Origin of the sequence: Blastococcus saxobsidens DD2, from assembly GCF_000284015.1 — a bacterium.
In the GTDB taxonomy this organism is placed as follows: Bacteria; Actinomycetota; Actinomycetes; order Mycobacteriales; family Geodermatophilaceae; genus Blastococcus; species Blastococcus saxobsidens_A.
Map to the genome: position 1 here is coordinate 3629235 of NC_016943.1, position 21125 is coordinate 3650359.

At 73.2% G+C, this 21125-nt stretch carries 25 protein-coding genes; 1 reads left to right on the forward strand and 24 read right to left on the reverse strand.

The features are described from left to right. Positions 1–63: 63 nt before the first annotated feature. From pyrH to rpsB, 3 genes are all read right to left on the reverse strand, one after another. On the reverse strand, positions 64–813 hold the full coding sequence (gene pyrH / locus BLASA_RS17155) for a UMP kinase (protein ID WP_041776657.1): 750 nt from the start codon (positions 811–813) through the stop codon (positions 64–66). Positions 814–1000: 187 nt separating this feature from the next. Beyond that, positions 1001–1816, reverse strand: coding sequence for a translation elongation factor Ts (gene tsf, locus BLASA_RS17160; protein WP_014377479.1), 816 nt, complete (start codon positions 1814–1816; stop codon positions 1001–1003). A 93-nt stretch (positions 1817–1909) separates the two neighbouring features. Beyond that, a complete protein-coding gene (rpsB, locus tag BLASA_RS17165) occupies positions 1910–2845 on the reverse strand; it encodes a 30S ribosomal protein S2 (protein ID WP_014377480.1) in 936 nt (311 codons plus the stop codon). Positions 2846–3138: 293 nt separating this feature from the next. On the opposite strand from rpsB, the gene BLASA_RS24375 reads away from it, so the two are divergent. Beyond that, positions 3139–3894, forward strand: a complete 756-nt coding sequence (locus tag BLASA_RS24375; RefSeq protein ID WP_014377481.1) for a M23 family metallopeptidase — start codon at positions 3139–3141, stop codon at positions 3892–3894. Here BLASA_RS24375 and whiG read toward each other — a convergent pair. From whiG to BLASA_RS17265, 21 genes are all read right to left on the reverse strand, one after another. After that, entirely contained in the window at positions 3785–4585 is an 801-nt protein-coding gene (gene whiG / locus BLASA_RS17170) for an RNA polymerase sigma factor WhiG (RefSeq protein WP_014377482.1), read from the reverse strand. The two genes, BLASA_RS24375 and whiG, sit on opposite strands and share 110 nt — an antisense overlap. A gap of 89 nt (positions 4586–4674) precedes the next feature. Continuing rightward, positions 4675–5613, reverse strand: a complete 939-nt coding sequence (locus tag BLASA_RS17175; RefSeq protein WP_014377483.1) for a tyrosine recombinase XerC — start codon at positions 5611–5613, stop codon at positions 4675–4677. 31 nt (positions 5614–5644) lie between these two features. Next, positions 5645–6892: a DNA-processing protein DprA gene (gene dprA / locus BLASA_RS17180; RefSeq protein WP_014377484.1), complete on the reverse strand. Its 1248-nt coding sequence runs from the start codon at positions 6890–6892 to the stop codon at positions 5645–5647. Next, positions 6889–8409, reverse strand: a complete 1521-nt coding sequence (locus BLASA_RS17185; RefSeq protein ID WP_014377485.1) for a YifB family Mg chelatase-like AAA ATPase — start codon at positions 8407–8409, stop codon at positions 6889–6891. Before BLASA_RS17185 ends, dprA begins: the two co-directional genes overlap by 4 nt. Then, positions 8406–8765 carry a YraN family protein gene (locus BLASA_RS17190; protein WP_014377486.1) on the reverse strand — a complete coding sequence of 120 codons (360 nt, stop codon included), beginning with the start codon at positions 8763–8765 and terminating at the stop codon, positions 8406–8408. Before BLASA_RS17190 ends, BLASA_RS17185 begins: the two co-directional genes overlap by 4 nt. Positions 8766–8860: 95 nt before the next feature. Continuing rightward, positions 8861–9445 carry a calcium-binding protein gene (locus tag BLASA_RS17195; RefSeq protein WP_014377487.1) on the reverse strand — a complete coding sequence of 195 codons (585 nt, stop codon included), beginning with the start codon at positions 9443–9445 and terminating at the stop codon, positions 8861–8863. Between the two features lie 70 nt (positions 9446–9515). Beyond that, positions 9516–9836: a DUF2469 domain-containing protein gene (locus tag BLASA_RS17200; RefSeq protein WP_014377488.1), complete on the reverse strand. Its 321-nt coding sequence runs from the start codon at positions 9834–9836 to the stop codon at positions 9516–9518. Continuing rightward, positions 9833–10621, reverse strand: coding sequence for a ribonuclease HII (locus tag BLASA_RS17205; RefSeq protein WP_014377489.1), 789 nt, complete (start codon positions 10619–10621; stop codon positions 9833–9835). Before BLASA_RS17205 ends, BLASA_RS17200 begins: the two co-directional genes overlap by 4 nt. A gap of 109 nt (positions 10622–10730) precedes the next feature. After that, the gene (locus BLASA_RS17210; protein ID WP_041775826.1) at positions 10731–11453 is read right to left on the reverse strand and encodes a LuxR C-terminal-related transcriptional regulator; all 723 of its coding nucleotides are present in this window, start codon (positions 11451–11453) and stop codon (positions 10731–10733) included. A gap of 149 nt (positions 11454–11602) precedes the next feature. Beyond that, entirely contained in the window at positions 11603–12553 is a 951-nt protein-coding gene (gene lepB / locus BLASA_RS17215) for a signal peptidase I (RefSeq protein WP_014377491.1), read from the reverse strand. A gap of 78 nt (positions 12554–12631) precedes the next feature. Further along, entirely contained in the window at positions 12632–12988 is a 357-nt protein-coding gene (rplS, locus tag BLASA_RS17220) for a 50S ribosomal protein L19 (protein ID WP_014377492.1), read from the reverse strand. 162 nt (positions 12989–13150) lie between these two features. Further along, positions 13151–13648, reverse strand: coding sequence for an NUDIX hydrolase (locus tag BLASA_RS17225; RefSeq protein WP_014377493.1), 498 nt, complete (start codon positions 13646–13648; stop codon positions 13151–13153). Further along, positions 13641–14387 carry a tRNA (guanosine(37)-N1)-methyltransferase TrmD gene (gene trmD, locus BLASA_RS17230; RefSeq protein WP_014377494.1) on the reverse strand — a complete coding sequence of 249 codons (747 nt, stop codon included), beginning with the start codon at positions 14385–14387 and terminating at the stop codon, positions 13641–13643. The genes BLASA_RS17225 and trmD overlap by 8 nt, the downstream gene beginning before the upstream one ends. A 71-nt stretch (positions 14388–14458) precedes the next feature. After that, a complete protein-coding gene (gene rimM, locus BLASA_RS17235) occupies positions 14459–15004 on the reverse strand; it encodes a ribosome maturation factor RimM (RefSeq protein WP_014377495.1) in 546 nt (181 codons plus the stop codon). 11 nt (positions 15005–15015) lie between these two features. Further along, complete coding sequence (locus BLASA_RS17240) at positions 15016–15252, reverse strand: RNA-binding protein (protein ID WP_014377496.1); 237 nt, start codon at positions 15250–15252, stop codon at positions 15016–15018. Between the two features lie 3 nt (positions 15253–15255). Next, complete coding sequence (rpsP, locus tag BLASA_RS17245) at positions 15256–15780, reverse strand: 30S ribosomal protein S16 (RefSeq protein WP_014377497.1); 525 nt, start codon at positions 15778–15780, stop codon at positions 15256–15258. 310 nt (positions 15781–16090) lie between these two features. Then, complete coding sequence (locus BLASA_RS17250; protein WP_014377498.1) at positions 16091–17839, reverse strand: proline--tRNA ligase; 1749 nt, start codon at positions 17837–17839, stop codon at positions 16091–16093. Positions 17840–17919: 80 nt separating this feature from the next. Then, positions 17920–18090: a hypothetical protein gene (locus BLASA_RS25195; protein WP_014377499.1), complete on the reverse strand. Its 171-nt coding sequence runs from the start codon at positions 18088–18090 to the stop codon at positions 17920–17922. 19 nt (positions 18091–18109) lie between these two features. Continuing rightward, the gene (locus BLASA_RS17255) at positions 18110–19222 is read right to left on the reverse strand and encodes an amidohydrolase family protein (protein WP_014377500.1); all 1113 of its coding nucleotides are present in this window, start codon (positions 19220–19222) and stop codon (positions 18110–18112) included. Then, the gene (gene ffh / locus BLASA_RS17260) at positions 19219–20796 is read right to left on the reverse strand and encodes a signal recognition particle protein (RefSeq protein WP_014377501.1); all 1578 of its coding nucleotides are present in this window, start codon (positions 20794–20796) and stop codon (positions 19219–19221) included. The genes BLASA_RS17255 and ffh overlap by 4 nt, the downstream gene beginning before the upstream one ends. Positions 20797–20874: 78 nt before the next feature. After that, on the reverse strand, positions 20875–21063 hold the full coding sequence (locus tag BLASA_RS17265; RefSeq protein WP_014377502.1) for a hypothetical protein: 189 nt from the start codon (positions 21061–21063) through the stop codon (positions 20875–20877). Positions 21064–21125: the final 62 nt, after the last annotated feature.

Below are 21125 nucleotides of genomic sequence, written 5' to 3' on the forward strand. Positions count from 1 at the left end.
GCGCCCCCAGGGTGGGGCGCTCGTCGGGCCGTCGTCCTCGTCGGTGCGCCGCCGGCCGGCCGGTCAGGCCGGCTGACTGATCAGCGTGCCGATCCTCTCACCTGCGGTAGCACGCGCGATGTTGCCGTCGCGCAGCAGGTTGAACACGACGATCGGCATCTGGTTGTCCATGCACAGGCTGATCGCGGTCGCGTCGGCCACCTTGAGCTGCTTGTTCAGCACGGTGGCGTAGTCCAGGCCGTCGTACATGACGGCGGCGGAGTTGGTCCGCGGATCGTCGTCGTACACGCCGTCGACGCCGTTCTTCCCCATGAGGAGCACCTGGCACTCGATCTCGAGCGCCCGCTGCGCGGCCACCGTGTCGGTGGAGAAGTACGGCATGCCGGCGCCCGCACCGAAGATGACCAGTCGGCCCTTCTCCAGGTGCCGGATGGCCTTGCGCGGGATGTAGGGCTCGGCCACCTGGCCCATGGTGATGGCCGACTGCACCCGGGTCTCCAGACCCGCCTTCTCGCAGAAGTCCTGCAGCGCCAGGCAGTTCATGACCGTGCCCAGCATGCCCATGTAGTCGGCCTTGGTGCGGTCCATGCCGGCCTGGGAGAGCTCCGCGCCGCGGAAGAAGTTGCCCCCGCCCATGACGACGGCGACCTGGGTGCCCTTGGCCACCACCTCGGCCAGCTGCTCGGCGATGCCCCGGACGATATCCGCGTCGACCCCGACGTTGCCGCCGCCGAACGACTCGCCGGACAGCTTGAGCAGCACGCGCTGGTAGCCGCTCCCGTCGGCCGGACGGAAGGCGGTCGGGGCGGACATCGGCGGGCTGGTGTCGGTCAACGCGTCATCCCTGGGGTCGGATCGGTGGAGGGCTGTCGGTGTCAGTGGATCCTGCCGCATCCCGGGGCCCGGTTCCTGCCGGGCGTCGGTCAGCGGCCGGTGCCGGACAGACGACCGGCCCCGTCCCACGAGGGGTACGGGGCCGGTCATCGGTACCGGGTGCGGCTCAGGCCTGGCCGACCTCGAAGCGCGCGAAGCGCTCGACGGTCATGCCGGCCTCGTCGACGATCTGCTTCACCGTGCGCTTGGGCTCGGTGATCGACGGCTGCTCGAGCAGGACGAAGTCCTTGTAGTAGGCGTTGACCCGACCCTCGACGATCTTGGTGATCGCCTGCTCGGGCTTGCCCTCCTCCTTGGCGGTCTGCTCGGCGACGCGGCGCTCCGTCTCGACCGCCTCGGCCGGGACCTCGTCGCGGGTGAGGTAGCGCGGCCGCGCGGCGGCGATGTGCATCGCCAGGCTGCGGGCGGCGTCCTCGCTGCCACCGGAGTACTGCACGGCGACACCGATCGCCGGGGGCAGGTCGGTGGCCCGCTTGTGCAGGTAGGTCGCGGTGGCGCCCTCGAAGGCCACGAAACGGCTGAGCACCAGCTTCTCGCCGATCCGGGCGGACTCACCCTCGACCAGCGCCGCGACGGTCTGGCCGTCGACCTCGGTGTTCAGCAGGGCCTCGGCGTCGGCCGGCGTGTTCTGCAAGCCGATCTCCAGCAGGCGGTCGGCCAGCGCGACGAAGTCGGCGTTCTTGGCGACGAAGTCGGTCTCGCAGTCCAGCTCCAGCAGCGCGCCGTCCTTGCTGACGACGACACCGTTGGTGGTGGAGCGCTCCAGACGCTTGCCGACGTCCTTCGCGCCCTTGACCCGCAGGAACTCGACGGCCTTGTCGTAGTCGCCGTCGGCCTCGGTGAGGGCCTTCTTGCAGTCCATCATGCCGGCGCCGGTGGCGTCGCGGAGACGCTTGACGTCGGCTGCGGTGAAGGCAGACATGTCTCTTCCCTCTGGTCGGGTGGTGCTTGCTGTGGAACGGCCGTGCGGCGGCGCCGTCCTCCGCGGGTCAGCGGGGAGGACGGCGCCGAACCGTCAGACGGCGTTGTTCTCCTTGCCACCGGTGGTGGCGGGGACGTCCTCGACCGGAGCGACCTCGCCGACGGTGACGTCGGCCGGCTCGGCCGGGGTCTCGGGCAGCGGGGCGACGGTCGCGTCGTCCGCGGCCGGGGCAGCCGCGGCGTCCCCACCCGTCAGGAGCTCGCGCTCCCAGTCGGCCAGCGGCTCGCCGGCGCCGACGGCCGGCTCCCCGCCGTCCTCGCGGCCGGCGTTCGCCTGCGCGGCCGAGCGGGCCATGAGGCCCTCGGCGACCGCGTCGGCGATCACGCGGGTCAGCACCGTGATGCTGCGGATCGCGTCGTCGTTGCCCGGGATCTTGTAGTCGACCTCGTCGGGGTCGCAGTTGGTGTCCAGGATCGCGACGACCGGGATCTTGAGCTTGCGCGCCTCGCCGACGGCGATGTGCTCCTTCTTGGTGTCCACGATCCAGATGGCGCTGGGCACCTTCTTCATGTCGCGGATACCACCGAGGCTGCGCTCGAGCTTGGCCTTCTCGCGGCTGAGGACCAGCTGCTCCTTCTTGGACAGGCTGACCAGCACGCCGGTCTGCTCCATGTCCTCGAGCTCCTTGAGCCGCTCGAGCCGCTTGAAGACGGTCTGGAAGTTGGTGAGCATGCCGCCCAGCCAGCGCTGGTTGACGTAGGGCATGCCGACGCGCGTGGCCTGCTCGGCGACGACTTCCTGCGCCTGACGCTTGGTGCCGACGAACAGGATCGAGCCGCCGTGGGCGACCGTCTGCTTGACGAACTCGTAGGCGTTGTCGATGTACCCGAGCGTCTGCTGCAGGTCGATGATGTAGATGCCGTTGCGCTCGGTGAAGATGAAGCGCTTCATCTTCGGGTTCCAGCGACGGGTCTGGTGCCCGAAGTGGACGCCGCTGTCGAGCAGCTGCTTCATGCTGACGACTGCCATATCGCAGCCTCTCTGCTCCCGCGCGCGGCCGAGGCCGCGCGGTTCCGGTTGTCGCGGGCACCGGGTGGTGCACGCCCTGGCGTCCTGCGGCACCACTCACCCGGCTGGGCCGGGACCGAGGTGGCGACTGCCCCGCCGACCGGCGGGTGAAGGACGCGCGAAGTCGACCCGCGTAGACGGGCCGCACCGGACAGCATACGCGGGTGCGCAGGGGCCTATCCCCAGCGGTCGGACCGGTCCACAGATTCCGCCGCGCGGACCGTCCGGGGCGCACGGCGGCGCACGCTCCCGGTATGCGCACCCGCCTCACCGCGCTCGTCCTGCTGGCGTCGCTGGCCGTGCCCGCGCTCGCGTCGGCGGCGGCCGGGCCGGTTCCCGTGACCGGGGTGCGCCAGTTCCCCGCCTGGGCCGCTCCCCTGCTCGATGGCCCGACGGTGACCCGGCCGTTCGAGGCCCCGGCGCACCGGTACGGCCCCGGGCACCGCGGTGCCGACCTGGCGGGTACCGCGGGGACGCCGGTGCTGGCGGCCGGCGACGGGATCGTCGTGTTCGCCGGGATGGTCGCCGGCCGGCCGGTGGTCAGCGTCAACCACGCCGGCGGGCTGCGGACGACGTACGAGCCCGTCCGGCCGTCGGTGGGCGCGGGCGAACGGGTGGAGCGGGGTGCGCCCCTGGGCGCGCTGCTGCCCGGGCACGAGGGGTGCCCGGCCGACGCCTGCCTGCACTGGGGGGCGCGCCGAGGGGAGGACTACCTCGATCCCCTGCTGCTGCTGCGGCCACCGCGGGTCCGGCTGCTGCCGTTCGGGGACGGGCTCAGCCCGGGAGCTGCGCCCGCCAGAGCGTCCGGCGGTCGTCCGCCGAGTGCTGCGGGTCGTCGACCCCTGGAAGCCGATCGGCACCGGCAGGCCTCCTCGGCCGCCGAGCGGGTCCCCCGGCAGCTCAGGCGATGTCGGCGAGCTTGGTGCGCAGGTGCAGCACCGCCTTGGTGTGCAGCTGGCAGATCCGGCTCTCGGTCACTCCGAGCACCCGGCCGATGTCGGCGAGCGTGAGGCCCTCGAAGTAGTAGAGGGAGACGACGACCTTCTCCCGCTCGGGCAGCTGCTCGACGGCGCGGGCCAGCAGCTGGCGGGCCTCGCCGTGCTCGGCCATCGCCTGCGGGTCGAGCGCGGTGGGGTCCTGGAGGGTGTCGCCGAGGCGTGGGGAGCCGCCGTCGTCGTCGGTGAGCAGCTCGTCCAGTGCGACGACGTTCACCAGGGACAGCTGACCGAGGAACTTCCGGATGTCCTCGACGTCCATGTCCATGGCGTCGGCGACCTCTTCGTCGGTCGGCGTCCGGTGGAGCTTGCTCTCCAGCTCGGCGACCGTGCGCTCGAACGCGCGGGCCTTGACCCGCACCGACCGCGGGATCCAGTCGGTGTTGCGCAGCTCGTCGATGATCGCCCCGCGGATGCGGGCCATCGCGTAGCTCTCGAACTTCACCTCGCGGGTGGGCTCGTACCGAGTGATCGCGTCGATGAGCCCGAAGGTGCCGTAGGAGATGAGGTCGGCCTGCTCGACGTGCGCGGGCAGACCGCTGCCGACCCGGCCGGCGACGTACTTGACCAGCGGGGCGTAGTGCAGGATCAGCCGGTCCCGGAGGCCTGGGTCCCGGCCCTCGACGTACCGGGTCCACAGGTCGTGCAGCAGGGCGTCGGCGTCGTCACCGGACTCGTCGATACGGCGGATGGTTGCCTCAGACACGGTCGCGCTCCTCCGTCGTGCTGCGGGGGCCCCGTCCGTGGTCCCGCGTGGTCATGAGTGCCGCCGTCCGCTCCGCCGGCCGGCCCGCCTCAGGCACGAGGGTGCGCCTGGGCATGGACCGCACGGAGCCGTTCGACCGTCACGTGCGTGTAGATCTGCGTCGTCGCGAGGCTAGCGTGGCCGAGCAACTCCTGGACGGAACGCAGGTCCGCGCCCCCCTCGAGCACGTGGGTGGCCGCGGAGTGCCGGAGCCCGTGCGGGCCGATGTCCGGGGCCCCCGGGACGCTGGAGGTGGCGGCGTGCACCGTGCGACGGGCCTCCCGGGCGTCGAGCCGCCGTCCCCGCAGGCCCAGGAGGAGCGCCGGGCCGGAGTCCGGCGTCGCGAGAGCCGGGCGACCCCGGGTCAGCCAGGCGTCCACTGCCCGCTCGGCCGGCAACCCGTAGGGCACGCTGCGCTCCTTGCGGCCCTTGCCCAGCACCCGCAGCAGCCGGCGTCCCCGGTCGACGTCGTCGACGTCGAGGCCGACGAGCTCGCTGACCCGGATGCCGCTGGCGTACAGCAGCTCCAGGACGACGGCGTCGCGCAGCCGCACCGGATCCTCGGCCCCGGCCGCCGTCTCCACCAGCGCACGCGCCTGGTCGGGGGCCAGCACGTCAGGCAGCGTGCGGTGGGCCTTGGGGCTGACCAGCCGCTGGCCGACGTCCTCGGGCATGAGCCCGGCCCGGCGCAGCCAGGCGGTGAACGACCGGGCGGCCGAGGCGTGCCGGGCGGTCGTGGACCGGCTGTGCCCGCGGGTGCGCCCCTGCGCGAGCCAGCTGCGCAGCGTGGCGAGGTCGAGGTCGTGCGGCTGCGTGCCGCTGCGCCGGGCCAGGTGGTCGAGCAACCGGGCGACGTCACCGACGTAGCTGCGGAGCGTGTTCGCCGAGAGATCGCGCTGCGCGCTCAGGTGCTCCTCGTAGCCGGCCAGCGCCTCGGCCAGCGCCGGGGGCAACCCGGCGCGGACCTCTGCGGTGCTGGGAGTGGCCACGGGGGCACGGTCCGTCGGCGCCCGCCACCGGTCAAGCCGCCGCGCCGGGTGGGTTCGGCGGTGGGGCCAGCCGCCAGCCGGTACCGGTCCACTGCACGAGGTCGGCGAGCTCCAGCGACGGCAGCACCCGGAGGACGTCGAGGACCGTGCAGCCGGCGATGCTCGCGAGCCGTTCCGGGCTGACCCCGATGCGGACCGGGCAGGCGTCCAGCACCCGTGTCGCGACGTCGGAGAGCTCATCGCGCGGTGAGGTCGGCCGCTCGACGGGCGGTGCCAGATCGGTGCCGATACCGCCGACGGCCTCGATGACGTGCGCGGCCGAGGTGACCAGCACGGCGCCGGCCTCCTCGTCCCTGAGCAGCTCGTGGCAGCCGACCGACAGCGCAGAGGTGATCGGCCCGGGGACCACCATCAGCGCCCGGCCGAGGCGCCGGGCGCGGTTGGCGGTCGCCTGGGCGCCCGAGCGAGCCGCGGCCTCCACCACCACGGTGCCGCGGGTGAGCGCGGCGATCAGCCGGTTGCGGACGAGGAACCGGTGCCGCAGCGGTGCGCAGCCGGGCGGCCACTCGCTCACCAGCAGGCCGGTCTCCGCGATCCGCCCGAACAGTGCGCCGTGTGCCGCCGGATAGACCCGGTCGACCCCGCACGCCAGCACCGCGATGGTGGGCGCCTCGGCGGCGAGCGCGCCACGATGGGCGGCGCTGTCGATGCCGAACGCCCCTCCCGAGACCACGGTCCAGCCCCGCTCCCCCAGCTGGTGACCCAGCTCGGCGGCGACGTGCTCGCCGTAGGCGGTGGAGGCGCGCGAACCCACCACGGCGACCGACCGGTCGGCCACCACGTCCAGCCGTCCCGGACCACGGACCCACAGACCGAGCGGCGGCACGAGCGCGCGGGTGCGGTCGGACTGGTCGCGGGCTGCGAACGGCTCCCCCGCGACGGCCACGGTGAGGGCGTGCAGCGGGTACGCCGGCCACTCGTCGTCCTCCGGAACGACGAGCCGGGCCCCGCACCGTTCGGCGCGGTGCAGGTCGGCCAGGCTGGCGTCCTGCTGCGCCCGCGCACCCACGAGGGAGCGGATCCGGTCCGGCGCCGTCCCGGCCCGTAGCCGGCGCACCGCCTCGACCGCACCGACGTCCTCGACGTACCGGAAGAGGTCGATGGTGCCCGGCTCCACGGCCCGGCTCAGCCACGCCCTCGCCCGCCGGATCCCCGGGTGCACCCCGCCGGTGACGGATGCGGCCGCGCGCGCATCCTCGAGGTCCTCGTCGAGGCTCATGCCGCACTCCGCTGCAGACGCATGCCGAGTGCCTCGGCCACCTCGTCAGGACCCGGCACCGTGCAGCCGGCCAGATCGCTCAGCGTCCAGGCGACCCGCACCACCCGGTCGAAGCCGCGCACCGAGAGCGCGCCGCGCTCCAGGGCGCGCTCGGCCAGCCGCAGCGACGAGCGCGGGACGGCGAACCGCTCGCGCAGCATGCGTCCGGGCACCTGGCTGTTGAGTGCCAGGCCCGTGCCGGCGAGCCGCTCCCCCGCCACTGCGCGCGCCCGGACCACCCGCTCGGCCACGACCGTGGTCGGCTCCGGGGCGTCCAGCCCGTCGAGCCAGGCCGCGCGGGTGACCGGTGGGAGGTCCACCCGTAGGTCGACCCGGTCGAGCAGCGGACCGGACAGCCGCGACTGGTAGCGCCGGCGTTCCAGCGGACTGCACGTGCACGCGGTGTCGCCGGCCGCGCTCGCGCACGGGCACGAATTGGCGGCCAGCACCAGCTGCGCCCGGCAGGGGAAGGTCGCCGACCCGGCGGCCCGCTGGATGGTCACCTGGCCGCGCTCCAGCGGCTGCCGGAGGGTGTCCAGGACGGCCCGCGGGAACTCCGGCGCCTCGTCGATGAACAGGACGCCACGGTGCGCCCGGCACAGCGCACCCGGCCGGATCTGGCCGGAGCCACCGCCGATCAGCGCCGCCATGGTCGCCGAGTGGTGCGGGGCCTCGAACGTCGGTCGGGTGACCAGGGGCGCGTCGGACGGCAGGGTGCCGGCGATCGAGTGGATGGCGGTGACCTCCAGCGCCGCCTGCTCGTCCAGCGGCGGCAGCAGGCCGGGCAGCCGCTCGGCCAGCATCGTCTTCCCGGCACCGGGCGGGCCGGTGAGGAAGAGGTGATGCCCACCGGCGGCGGCGACCTCGACCGCCCGCCGCCCGGCGACCTGGCCGACGACGTCGGCGAGGTCGGGCACCGGAGGCTGGTCGGGCAGCGGTCCGCGCGCGTACGGCTGCAGGACCGTCGCCCCGCGCAGGTGCTCGACCAACTGCGCCAGGCTCTCCACGGCGAGCACCTCCACCCGCTCGACCAACGCGGCCTCGGCCGCGTTGGCCAGCGGGACGACGACCTGGCGGTGGCCGGCCCGTGCGGCGGCGAGGACCGCCGGGAGGACGCCCCGGATGGCCCGCACCGACCCGTCGAGGCCAAGCTCGCCGAGCAGCACGAGCTGGTCGACCGCCCGGCGGCGCAGCGTGCCCGCGGCCGCGAGGACCGCGGCAGCCAGCGCGAGGTCGAAGCCGCTGCCCTGCTTGGGCATGGACGCGGGCGAGAGCCCGATGGTGATCCGCCGGGTGGGGAACTCGCCGCCGGCGTTCACGACGGCCGCCCGCACCCGGTCCACCGACTGGCGCACCACCGCGTCCGGCAGGCCGACGAGCACGACCCCGGGCAGGCCGGCCGCGATGTCGACCTCCACCTCCACCATCGCGCCCTGGACCCCGGCGAGCCCGACCGACCAGGTGCGGGCCAGGGTCACGAGAACGCCGCCCGCAGGTGGGTGACCAGCGCCGGGCGCTCCGGGCGGACCAGCACGCCGACGACGTCGAAGCGCACCTCGGGCGCGTGCTCGTCGTGAGCCGCCAGCCAGCGCTGCGCGAGCACCCGGATCCGCCGGGACTTGGCCTGCGTGACCGCCTCCACGGGCTGGCCGTAGCCGGTCCCCCGGCGGGTCTTCACCTCGCAGAAGACGAGGGCGTCGCCGTCCCGGGCGACGATGTCGAGTTCGCCCTCTCGGCAGCGCCAGTTACGGTCCAGGACTCGTAGGCCGAGGTCGGCGAGGAAGGCGACGGCGATCCGTTCGCCGTGGACGCCGAGTTCGGTAGTGGTGGGCACCCGCCGACGGTCCCGCCGCGGCCACCCGGCGAGTACCCCTCGGAAGAATCTGTGGAGACGCGGCGGCCCTGTGGACCGCCGCGTCCCCAGACCTGTCAGCCCTCCATCGAGACGGGCACGTCGCAGTCGAGGCCCGTGTCGGTCCCGCCGCCCCCGAGGCAGACGTCCCGGGCGGGCCCGGGCACCGGGACGCCGGGCGGCGGGTTCTGCCCTCCCGGCGCCTCGCCGTACATCGTGTCGTTCCCGGGCCCCCCGGAGACGACGTCCGCGTCGAACCCGCCCGCGACCTCGTCGTCGCCGGGTCCGCCTCCGACCACGTCCCGCCCGAACCCACCGATGACGCTGTCCGAGCCGGGGCCGCCGTCGCCGTAGTCGTTGCCCAGCGCCAGCGCGAGGAAGTCGTCCCCGCCACCGCCGAAGCCCCGGTCGTTACCGGGTCCGGACAGCACCTCGTCGTCTCCTGCACCGGCGAACACCGTGTCGTTCCCGCCCGAAGCGTTCACGTTGCCGAAGAAGGTGGTGGTGTCTCCCAGGACCAGGTCGTCGCCCCCTCCGGCGTGGATGACGTCATTCCCGAGCCGGGCGCAGATGAGGTCAGGTCCGTCGGTGCCGATGAGCACCTCCGACCGGTCGGTCCCGATGATGATGTTGTACTGATCCAGGGGGACGAACGGCGGCACGGCGCAGTCCTCCGGTAGGCCCCTCCGGGACCGGTGAGCGGCGGCGGCGCATGCAACCGGCGTCAGGCGGTCAGGTGATCCGCGGGTTCTCGGGCAGCTCGAGGTCGGGCTTGTCCAGCTCCTCGACGTTGACGTCCTTGAACGTCAGGACGCGCACGTTGCGGACGAACCGGGCGGGCCGGTACATGTCCCACACCCAGGCGTCGGAGAGCTTCAGCTCGAAGAAGACCTCTCCCCCGGCCTCCCGCACCTGCAGGTCCACGGAGTTGGCGAGGTAGAACCGCCGCTCGGTCTCCACCACGTAGGTGAACTGCCGGACGATGTCCCGGTACTCGCGATAGAGCTGCAGCTCCATCTCGGTCTCGTACTTCTCGAGATCTTCGGTGCTCATCGGTCCTCGGTGCTCGTGAGGGCTCGGGACTCAGGGCGCATGGACCCATCATCGACCATGGCGCCCGAACCGGTCAGTCGGGCCGTCCGGGCGGCGTGCACGTCGCGGGCCCGGGCCACGTTCACATAGCGCATCCGGTGCTCAGGACACGGACCGTGACGCTCCAGCGCGGCGGTGTGGACATCGGTGATGTAGCCCTTGTGGCCGGCGAAGTCGTACTCGGGCCAGCGCGCGTGCAGGTCGACCATGATGCGGTCGCGGCTCACCTTGGCCAGCACGGAGGCGGCGGCCACGCAGGCCGCGACCCGGTCGCCCTTCCACACGGCCAGACCCGGCCGGGCGAGCCCGGGCACGGGGAAGCCGTCGGTCAGCACGTAGTCGGGCCCCGGGTCGAGCATGCTGACGGCGCGGCGCAGCGCCTCGATGTTGGTGACGTGCATGCCCCGGGCGTCCAGGTCCGCCACCGGGAGGACGACGACCGACCACGACACCGCCCGCTCGAGGATCTCGGCGTACACCCGCTCCCGGGCCGAGGCGGTGAGCAGCTTGGAATCCGCGAGCCCCGGCACCTGGCCCCGCCGGCCCGCGGGCAGGACGCAGGCCGCGGCGACCAGCGGGCCGGCGCAGGCGCCGCGGCCGGCCTCGTCGGCCCCGGCGACCGTCTGGAAGCCCCGACGGCGCAGCGCGCGTTCCATGTCCCAGAGCGCCTCGGGCCGGTCGTCGGCGAACGTGCGCCGGGCACGGGCCGCCGCAGCGGACGCGGTGTGGGTGGGACGGACAGCCATCGCGGCACGACAGTACGACGCCCCGGGGACACCGTCGTCGCCCCCCGGACGCACCGCGGGCCGGCCCCCGGGTAGGGACCGGCCCGCGGCGCGTCCGGCGGAGGACCGGTCAGATGTCGGCCGTCGCCTCGGGGGCGGCGGCCTGGAGGGCGTGGGCGCCGCAGGTGCAGCCCGGCGTCCGGTTGGAGAGGACCAGCGACACCGCATGCGCACGGTCCCGGGCACCCAGCTTGCGCAGGATGGCCTTGACGTGGGACTTGACGGTGTCCTCGCTGATGAACAGGTTGCGGCCGATCTGCCGGTTGGACTGGCCCTGCAGCAGCTCGTCGAGCACGTCCTGCTCGCGGCGGGTCAGCGGCACCTCGGGGGCGAACGGCTTGGCGGCCGGCACCGCCGACGGCTCGACCCGGCGGATCTGCGGATCGACGACGGTGCGCCCGGCGCGGGCGGCCAGGATGGCCCAGCCGAGCAGGGTCGGCGAGGTGTTCATCATCAGATATCCGCGGATGCCGGCGGCGAGGGCCTCGTTGACCACGGCCGGGTCCTCGGACGTGGCCAGGGCGATGATCGCGACCCGGGGGAAGCGACGGCGCAGATCACGGCAGGCGCCCAGGGTCGCTGCCCGGCCGGCGCCCAGCTCGACCACCACCGCGTCGGGACGGGCGGTCTCGACCAGCGTGAGTGCTCGCCGGATCTCGCCGGGGGTGCCCACCGACTGCATGCCGGCGGTCTCGTTGATCATGCTGACCAGCCCCCGACGCAGGACGGGCGCGTCGGCGAGGAGGAGCACGCGGGTGACCCCGCGGGCGGTGCTCGCCACAGGTGCAGACACAACAGACTCCGTTTCGACTTCCGGGAAGGTGCAATGTCTCCAACGGAAGGGTGAAACGGTTGCTTGAACGCTTTTCCAGCATTTTTCTCTGGTGATACTGCGCATCACCATTCGGCGCACGGAAAGTCACGCCCGTAACGGCGCGACCATTACCGGTCGAGGTGGGTACTCCGTGTGCGCCGCCGCCGGCGCCAGGCGGTGACCGGCACGGCACCGGCCAGGCCCACCGCGTACGGCAGGACGGCGACGGCACCGACCGGCGACACCCCGCCCCCGGCCGGCGCTCCGGGGACCGCTGCGGCCGCCGCGGGGTCCTGGATGTCGGGCGAGTCGAGCAGGCCGAACCGGTCGATCGGCCAGACGATGAGTGCGGCCTTGCCGATGACGTCGTCCATCCCGATCGTCCCGGCGTACTCGTCCCCGACGTGCGAGCGGGAGTCCGCCGACGCCGAACGGTGGTCACCCATGACCCACAGCCGCCCCTCCGGCACGGTCACCGGCCCGAACGCCCGCCGCTCGATCGGGTCGTTCTCGAAGATGTAGGGCTCCTCGAGCGGTTCGCCGTCCACGGTGACCCGGCCCTCGGCGTCGCAGCACTGGACCGTCTGCCCCTCGGTGGCGATCACCCGTTTGACGAAGTCGTCCTCGCGCGGCGGGGCGACGCCGATCGCCCGGCCCAGCCACAGCAGCGCCCCGGTGAACCAGTTGCCCGGCTCGTCCACGGAGATCTCCGGCGTCCAGGTGTCCGGCCCCCGGAAGACGACGATGTCTCCGGGCTCGGGCTCCCCGAACCAGTACGGCACCTTGTTGACCAGCACCCGGTCGCCGGTGCAGCCGGCGCAGCCGTGCAGCGTCTGCTCCATGGAGCCCGACGGGATGAAGAAGGCCTGCACGAAGAAGGTCTTGACCACCAGGGCCAGGACGAAGGCGATCAGCAGCAGGACGGGCAGCTCGCGCAGCAGCGAGCCCTTCTTCCCGTCGTCAGTACGAGGCCGGCGTCGCACCCTCCCGGACGCCGCGCCGGCGGTGGAGGTCTCGTCGGGCTCGCCGGGTTCACCCGGAACGACGTCGGCGGGCCCCCCGGGCCGGTCGCTGCTCATCGGTAGCAGCGTACGGCGCGGGGGACCCGCCGAGATCCAGCCGGTCGGGCCGGCTGCCAGGCGTGTCCTCGCAGGAGGTCAGCGCGCGACGGTCTCGCGCTTCTCCTTGATCTTGGCGGCCTTGCCGCGCAGCTCGCGGAGGTAGTACAGCTTGGCGCGACGCACGTCACCGCGGGTCAGGACCTCGATCTTCTCGACGACCGGGGTGTGCACCGGGAAGGTGCGCTCGACGCCGACACCGAAGCTGACCTTGCGCACGGTGAAGGTCTCGCGGATGCCACCGCCCTGACGGCGGATGACCGCGCCCTGGAAGACCTGGATGCGCGAGCGGTTGCCCTCGATGACGCGGACGTGCACCTTGACGGTGTCACCCGGGCGGAACGAGGGGATGTCGTCGCGCAGCGAGTCGGCGTCGAGTGCGTCCAGCGTGTTCATCTCGGCAGTCCTCATGTTCTGGCTACGTACTAAGCAGCGGGGTCGATCTCGGTCCGGACAGCGGAACGCCCCGGCTGTCCGTTCCGGGGAGCTGCGGCTCCGGTGTGGAGCTCCCGGCGGCGAAGCCGTCGGTCAGCAGCAGCTCTCTACTGTGCCACACGTTCAGCCGACGACGCGCGGCGGGCCGGTCCAGGGCCCGGTGGCCAGCTCGGCGAGCAGCGCCGGCAACTCGGCCGGGACGAGGTCCTCGCCGGCCGCCAGCTCCTCCGCCCTCCACCAGCGGTGCGGCTCGTCGGCGAGCAGCTCCAGCTCGGTGAGCGCCCCGGGCACCACCTCGTGGACGACGTCCCGCAGCACGAAGTAGGTCTCGCGGGTGTCGTAGAGCCGGTCGCCGAACGACCCGACGTGCCGGCGCAGCCAGACCGGCCCCTCGAGCGCGGCCGGGGCGACCACCAGTCCGATCTCCTCGGCGAGCTCCCGCACAGCGGCCGCGCGCAGCGTCTCGCCGTCCTCCACTCCCCCGCCGGGTGTGTACCAGAACAGCACCTCGCCGGGCGGCACGGAGGGATCGGGCAGGCGGGCGCCGAGCAGCAGCACCCGGCCTGCGGGGTCGAGGACGACGACCCGCGCCGTGGTGCGCAGGACCGGCCGGTCAGTCACCGGCCAGCGCCGCCCGCTCCGCGTCGGTGAGCGCGTCGCCCGGCAGGGCCGAGAGCAGGTCGGGACGGCGGGCCGCGGTGCGCCGCAGCGACTCCGCCCGCCGCCAGCGGGCGATGCCGGCGTGGTCGCCGGAGAGCAGGACGGCCGGCACCTCGTGGCCGCGCCAGGTCGCCGGGCGGGTGTAGGAGGGACCCTCGAGCAGGCCGTCGGCGTGCGAGTCGAACTCGACGGACTCCCGGTTCCCGACCACCCCGGGAATCAGCCGGGTGACGGCCTCCGTCATGACCAGGACCGCGGACTCCCCGCCGGCGAGCACGTAGTCGCCGATGGAGACCTCCGAAACCGGCCCGGCGCCGGCGGCCCAGTCGGCGACCCGCTGGTCGATCCCCTCGTAGCGGCCGCAGGCGAAGACCAGCCCGGGCTCGGTGGCCCACTCGGCGGCCATCCGCTGGGTGAACGGCCGGCCCGCGGGGGTCGGGACGACGAGCCGGGTGCCGGGCGGGCGGACGGCCTCCAGGGCCCTTCCCCACGGCTCGGGCTTCAGCACCATGCCGGGACCGCCGCCGTAGGGGGCGTCGTCGACGGTGCGGTGCACGTCGTCGGTCCATTCGCGCAGGTCGTGGACGCCCACACTCAACAGGCCGCGCTCGATCGCCTTGCCGAGCAGCGACTGGCGCAGCGGCGCCAGGTACTCGGGGAAGATCGTGACGACGTCGATGCGGAAGGCGTCGGTCAGCACACCCGGTTCGCTCCCGCGGGCCGCTCCGCTCCTCGCTCGTTCCTCGCTGCGATGCTCAGGCCCCTGTCCGCTCACAGGTCGAGCAGCCCCTCGGGCGGGTCCACCACCAGGAAGCCGCCCGCGACGTCGACGGTGGGCACGATCGCCGAGACGAACGGGATCAGCGCCTCCCCGCCCTCGCTGCGGCCCACCACCAGCAGGTCCTGGGCCTCGTGCCGGACCGCGGTGACCTCGCCGAGGACCGAGTCGTCGGGCAGCCGGACGGTCAGCCCCACGAGCTGGTGGTCGTAGAAGGAGTCGGGCTCCTCGAGCTCCGGCAGGTCCGCGATCGGGACCACCAGGAGGGTGTTGCGGAGCTCGTCCACGGCCTCGCGGACGTCGTAGACCTCGCCGGTGGGCCCGGCCAGCTGCAGCAGCAGGGTGCCGCTGTGCCACCGCCGATCGACGACGGTCAGCGGGCCGCGCTCCGGCGGGTCGGTCAGCAGCACCGCCCCGGGGGCGAAGCGCCCCTCGGGGTCGTCGGTGCGCACCTCGACGGTGGCCAGACCACGGACACCGTGGGGCCGGCCGATGCGGCCGACCACCACGGTGTCGGTGGGTTCGTTCTCGGTGCTCAAAGAGCTGGTGCTCAGCGCCCGTCGGTGTCGACGACGTCGACCCGCAGGCCCCGTCCGCCGACCCCGGTCATCACCTGGCGCAGCGCCTTGGCGGTGCGCCCGCCGCGGCCGATGACCTTGCCGAGGTCGTCCGGGTGGACCCGGATCTCGAGGGTCTTGCCGCGGCGGTTGGTGAGCAGGTTGACGGTGACGTCGTCGGGGTTGTCGACGATGCCCCTGACCAGGTGCTCGAGCGCTTCTTCGAGCACGTCTTACTCGGCCGGCGTCTCGGCCGGAGCGGCCTCGGCCGGAGCGGCCTCAGCGGCGTCGGCCTTCGGAGCGTCGGCCTTCGGAGCGTCGGCCTTCGGAGCGTCGGCCTTCGGAGCGTCGGCCTTCGGAGCGTCGGCCTTGGGAGCGGCCTTCTTCTTCTGGGTGGTCGCCCCGGCGGCCGGCTCGTCCATGCCCGCGCGGACGGCGGCCTCGTAGATGGCCTTCTTGTCCGGCTTGGGCTCGGCGACCTTCATGGGCGGCGGCGCGGCCTCGCCCTTGAACTTCTGCCAGTCACCGGTCACCCGGAAGATGGCGGCGACGGCCTCGGTCGGCTGTGCCCCGACACCGAGCCAGTACTGCGCCCGCTCGGTGTCGACCTCGATGAAGGACGGGTCCTCCTTCGGGTGGTACTTGCCGATCGTCTCGATCGAGCGGCCGTCACGCTTGGTCCGGGCGTCGGCGACGACGATGCGGTAGTACGGCGCGCGCATCTTGCCCAGGCGCATGAGCTTGATCTTGGTGGCCACGGTGGGTGGTGTACTCCTCGAACGCTGTGTGGTTGCTCGCCGGAGCGACGTGTGGGGGTACGCCGGGGCGGAGCCAGGGACACGGGCACCAACGGTGAGAGGGCCGCCGGCGCCGTGTTCGACGGTCCATGATGCCAGACGCACGGACCGGGCCTGGAATCAGCCGGGTCCGCTCCGCCGAGCACACCCGCCGTCGGCCGCCCGTGCAACCCAGCGGACGTCGTCCGCCCCCACCGTGGAGAGTCCTCCCGCACCGCAGACCATGAGGAAGGACACTCCACGATCAGGTCACCTGAGCGTGGTGCACCGATCAGCCGCGCACCGCGTTCAGGACCCGGTTCGCGGCGTCGTCGACCGGGATCTCCTCCCGCTCGCCGGTCTTCCGGTCGCGGAGCTCCAGGACGCCCTCGGCCAGTCCACGGCCGACGGTGACGATCGTCGGCATGCCGAGCAGCTCGGCGTCCTTGAACTTCACCCCCGGGCTGACCTTCGGCCGGTCGTCGTAGAGGACGGTGAGACCGGCGGCGACCAGCTCCTGAGCCAGCGACTCGGCGGCCTCGAAGATCGCCGCGTCCTTGCCGGTGGCGACGACGTGCACGTCGGCCGGGGCGACCTCCCGCGGCCAGACCAGGCCGAGCTCGTCGTGCGTGGATTCGGCGATCGCGGCCACCGCACGGGAGACGCCGATGCCGTAGGAACCCATCGTGACCGTGACGAGCTTGCCGTTCTCGTCGAGCACCTTGAGGTCGAGCGCCTCGGCGTACTTGCGGCCCAGCTGGAAGATGTGGCCCATCTCCACGCCGCGAGCGAGCTCCAGCGGGCCGGAGCCGTCGGGCGCCGGGTCGCCGGCGAGCACCTCGGCGACCTCGATGACGCCGTCCCAGGTGAAGTCGCGCCCGGCCACCAGGTCGAAGACGTGCTTGCCGGGTGCGTTGGCGCCGGTGATCCAGCGGGTGCCGGAGACGATCCGCGGGTCGACCAGGTAGCGGATCGTCGACTCGCTCCCGCTCCCGAGCACCTGCGGGCCGATGTAGCCCTTCACCAGCGCGGGATGCTTGTCGAACTCGGTGAACGGCTCGACCTCGGCCGGCGCCAGCTGGGCCTCCAGCCGCTTGGCCTCGACGTCCCGGTTCCCAGGGATGCCGATGACCAGCGGCTCGCGGGTGCCGTCGGGGTGCACCAGGGTGACGACGACGTTCTTCAGCGTCGACGCGGCGGTGTAGCCGGCGTCGGGGAACAGCTGCCGGGCGACGGCGACCAGCGTGTCGATGGTCGGGGTGTCCGGGGTGTCCTCGACGTGCGCCTCGGGCAGGCCGTCGAGCGGGATCTCGTCGGGGACGACGGTGGTGACCGCCTCGACGTTCGCCGCGTAGCCACCCGGCGATCGGACGAAGGTGTCCTCACCGATCGACGTCGGGTGCAGGAACTCCTCGCTCCTGGAGCCGCCCATGGCGCCCGACATCGCCGAGACGATGGCGTACTCGAGGCCGAGCCGGTCGAAGATGCGGATGTAGGCGTCGCGGTGTGCGGCGTAGGACCGGTCCAGACCGGCGTCGTCGACGTCGAAGGAGTAGCTGTCCTTCATGGTGAACTCGCGCCCGCGCAGGAGGCCGGCCCGGGGACGTGCCTCGTCCCGGAACTTGGTCTGGATCTGGTAGAGCGACAGCGGCAGGTCCTTGTACGACGAGTACAGGTCCTTCACCAGGAGCGTGAACATCTCCTCGTGCGTGGGGCCGAGCAGGTGGTCGACGCCGCGGCGGTCCTTGAGCCGGAACAGGTTGTCGCCGTACTCGGTCCAGCGGCCGGTGGCCTCGTAGGGCTCCTTGGGCAGCAGCGAGGGGAAGTGCACCTCCTGCGCGCCCATCCGGTCCATCTCCTCGCGGACGATGCGCTCGACGTTGCGGAAGACGCGGAACCCCAGCGGGAGCCAGCTGAACCCGCCGGGAGCGGCCCGGCGGATGTAGCCGGCGCGCACGAGCAGGCGATGGCTCGGGACCTCGGCGTCGGCCGGGTCGTCCCGAAGGGTCCGCAGGAACAGGGAGGACATCCGCAACAGCACGGAGGCAGTCTCCCAGGCGACCGCGCGCCGGCGTCCACGGGATTGGGGCCCCGGTGACCGCTGCCGCCCCGCCGGAGGGGTCAGGCAGGTTCGGGAACCCCGCCCGGGTCGCCGCCGGGGTCCTCGGGTGACGGTTCGATCGGCGCCGGCGGCAGCGTGTCGGGCGTGTCCGGCAGCAGCTCGCCCGGGTCGTCGGGCGCCGGCTCCGTCGGATCGATCAACGGGTCCGGCTCCGGGAGTGGCGTGACCATGCGCCAAGTCAACCTGCGGTCAGCCGACGACGCGACCGCGGAGGATCGTTCGCTGCGGTCGCTGCAACGAGTCGAGGTCGGCGCGCGGGTCGCGCTCGTAGACGACCACGTCGGCCGGCGCACCCTCCTCGATGCCGCGCAGCCCGAGCCATTCCCGCGCCCGCCACGAACCCGCGGCGAGCGCGTCCTCCGCGGGGATGCCGGCCTGGCACAGCGCGCGGATCTCGTCGGCGATGACGCCGTGGTCGATGCCGCCGCCGGCGTCGGTGCCGGCGAACACCGGGACGCCCGCCTCGTAGGCGGCGCGCACGACCGCGCCGGAGTTCGCGTACAGCCGCCGCATCGTGCTGGCGTAGGTGGGGAACTTCTTCTCCCCCGCCGCCGCGAAGCCCGGGAAGTTCTCCACGTTGACCAGCGTCGGCACGACGGCGGTGCCGCGGCGGGCCATCTCGCCGATCAGCTCCTCGGTCAGCCCGGTGCCGTGCTCGATGCAGTCGATCCCGGCCTCGACGAGTCCGGGCAGCGCGTCGGTGCCGAAGGTGTGCGCGGTGACCCGCGCCCCCTCTTCGTGCGCGGCCGCGATCGCCGCCGCCAGGGTGTCGGCCGGCCACTCGGGCGCGAGGTCGCCGACCGACCGGTCGATCCAGTCACCCACCAGCTTGACCCAGCCGTCGCCGCGGCGGGCCTGCACCCGCACCTGCGCCACGAGGTCGTCCGGCTCGACCTCGACGGCCAGCCCGGAGATGTACCGGCGGGTGCGCGCGATGTGCCGGCCGGCCCGGATGATCGTGGGCAGCTCGGGGTCGTCGTCCAGGGCGCGGGTGTCCACCGGGGAGCCGCAGTCCCGCAGCGCCAGCACCCCGGCGTCCCGCTCGGTGAGCGCCTGGCTGCGCGCGGAAGCGAGGTCCTCGACATGACCGCCGCCGCGGGCGATGCCCACGTGGCAGTGCGCGTCGACCAGCCCCGGCAGCAGCCAGCCGCCCCGGCTGACCGTCTCCGCGCCCGGGACCGGCTCGAAGGTGAACCGGCCCTCGCGCACCCAGACGTCACGGTGCTCGCCCTCGGGCAGGACGACGCCGGACAGGTGCAGTGCCGACCCCGCCCGCCCGACCGATGACGGCAGCGTGCTCACCGGCCGCGCTCGTCCTTGAACTGGTCGAAGTTCAGCTTCGTGAGGTCGGGCATGCCCTGGCCCGGCGGAAGGCCGGGCATCCCGCCGCCGAAGGGGTTCCCCCCGAACGTGTTGCCGGCGCCCGGCGGCAGGCCGGGCGCACCCACGGGACGGCGGGCCGGGCCGCCCTTCCCCTTGCCGCCCTTGCCCTTCTTGCCCTTGCCGCGCGCCTGGGCCTGCTGCTGACGGCCGCGCTGCTTCTTCGACATGGGCCCCATGCCCGGCAGGCCCATGCTGCCGGCCATCTGGCCCATCATCTTCTGCGCCTGGGCGAACCGCTCCAGCAGCGAGTTCACCTCGGTCACCGTCACGCCCGAACCGTTGGCGATGCGCACCCGACGCGAGGCGTTGATGATCTTCGAGTCGACCCGCTCCTGCGGGGTCATCGACCGGATGATCGCCGCGGTGCGGTCCAGATCGCGGTCGTTGACCTGCGCGAGCTGCTCCTTCATCTGCCCGGCACCGGGGAGCATGCCGAGCAGGTTCGCGATCGGCCCCATCTTCCGGATGGCCATCATCTGCTCGAGGAAGTCCTCGAGGGTGAAGCCCTCGCGGGACGCCAGCTTGCCGGCCATCTTCTCGGCCTGGTCGGCGTCGAAGGCCTGCTCGGCCTGCTCGATGAGGGTGAGCACGTCACCCATCCCGAGGATGCGCGAGGCCATCCGCTCGGGGTGGAAGACGTCGAAGTCGGTGAGCTTCTCGCCGGTGGAGGCGAACATGATCGGCTGCCCGGTCACGTACCGGACCGAGAGCGCGGCACCACCGCGGGCGTCACCGTCGAGCTTGGTCAGGACGACGCCGCTGAAGCCGACGCCCTCCTGGAACGCCTGCGCCGTGGTCACGGCGTCCTGGCCGATCATCGCGTCGACGACGAACAGCGTCTCGTCGGGTTGCACGGCGTCGCGGATGTCGGCGGCCTGCTGCATCAGCTCGGCGTCGATGCCGAGCCGGCCGGCGGTGTCGACCACGACGACGTCGTGCATCGTGCGGCGGGCGTGGTCGATCGAGTCGCGGGCCACCTGCACCGGGTCACCGACGCCGTTGCCCGGCTCGGGGGCGAAGACGTCGACCCCGGCCTGCCCGGCCACGATCGCCAGCTGGTTCACCGCGTTCGGGCGCTGCAGGTCGGCGGCCACGAGCAGCGGCGTGTGGCCCTGCGACTTCAGCCAGCGGCCGAGCTTGCCGGCCAGCGTGGTCTTACCGGCACCCTGCAGACCGGCGAGCATGATCACCGTCGGCGACTGCTTGGCCAGCCGGACGCGGCGGGTCTCGCCACCGAGGATCTGGATGAGCTCCTCGTTGACGACCTTGATGACCTGCTGCGCCGGGTTCAGCGCCTGCGAGACCTCCGCGCCCCGGGCGCGTTCCTTGACCGCGGTGATGAACGCCCGTACCGCCGGCAGGGCGACGTCGGCCTCCAGCAGCGCGATGCGGATCTCGCGCGCGGTGGCGTCGATGTCGGCGTCGGAGAGCCGACCCTTGCCACGCAGGCCGGTGAAGACCTTGTCGAGGCGGTCGGAGAGGGTCTCGAACACAGCACGTCCTCAGCAGTCACGGGCGCGGGCTCGCCGCGCCACCTGGGACCCAGCGTATCGAGGGAACGCGCGCGCGGTTCAGGCCGCGCGGGAGACCGGGGCCACCGGCACCACGGCCGGGGCGCCGGTGACGAGCGCGGTGCCGCAGTCGGCGCAGGCCCACTCCGGGCACTCGCCGCCGTCCTCGGTGTGCCCGTCGACGCAGGGCGGCTGCACGAAGTCGCGGTCGTCCCCGCAGGAGGGGCAGGGCCACTGGTGGCTGTCCACGATCGACTCCTCTCGGCAGAGGGGACCGGTCCGTCCCCCCACTCCTGCCGACGGTCGCACGC

Bases quoted from the DNA above. Each gene is read 5' to 3' on its own strand.
- pyrH (WP_041776657.1), bottom strand. From the start codon at position 813: ATGTCCGCCCCGACCGCCTTCCGTCCGGCCGACGGGAGCGGCTACCAG.
- tsf (WP_014377479.1), bottom strand. From the start codon at position 1,816: ATGTCTGCCTTCACCGCAGCCGACGTCAAGCGTCTCCGCGACGCCACC.
- rpsB (WP_014377480.1), bottom strand. From the start codon at position 2,845: ATGGCAGTCGTCAGCATGAAGCAGCTGCTCGACAGCGGCGTCCACTTC.
- BLASA_RS24375 (WP_014377481.1), top strand. From the start codon at position 3,139: ATGCGCACCCGCCTCACCGCGCTCGTCCTGCTGGCGTCGCTGGCCGTG.
- dprA (WP_014377484.1), bottom strand. From the start codon at position 6,892: ATGAGCCTCGACGAGGACCTCGAGGATGCGCGCGCGGCCGCATCCGTC.
- BLASA_RS17200 (WP_014377488.1), bottom strand. From the start codon at position 9,836: ATGAGCACCGAAGATCTCGAGAAGTACGAGACCGAGATGGAGCTGCAG.
- BLASA_RS17205 (WP_014377489.1), bottom strand. From the start codon at position 10,621: ATGGCTGTCCGTCCCACCCACACCGCGTCCGCTGCGGCGGCCCGTGCC.
- lepB (WP_014377491.1), bottom strand. From the start codon at position 12,553: ATGAGCAGCGACCGGCCCGGGGGGCCCGCCGACGTCGTTCCGGGTGAA.
- rplS (WP_014377492.1), bottom strand. From the start codon at position 12,988: ATGAACACGCTGGACGCACTCGACGCCGACTCGCTGCGCGACGACATC.
- BLASA_RS25195 (WP_014377499.1), bottom strand. From the start codon at position 18,090: ATGGTCACGCCACTCCCGGAGCCGGACCCGTTGATCGATCCGACGGAG.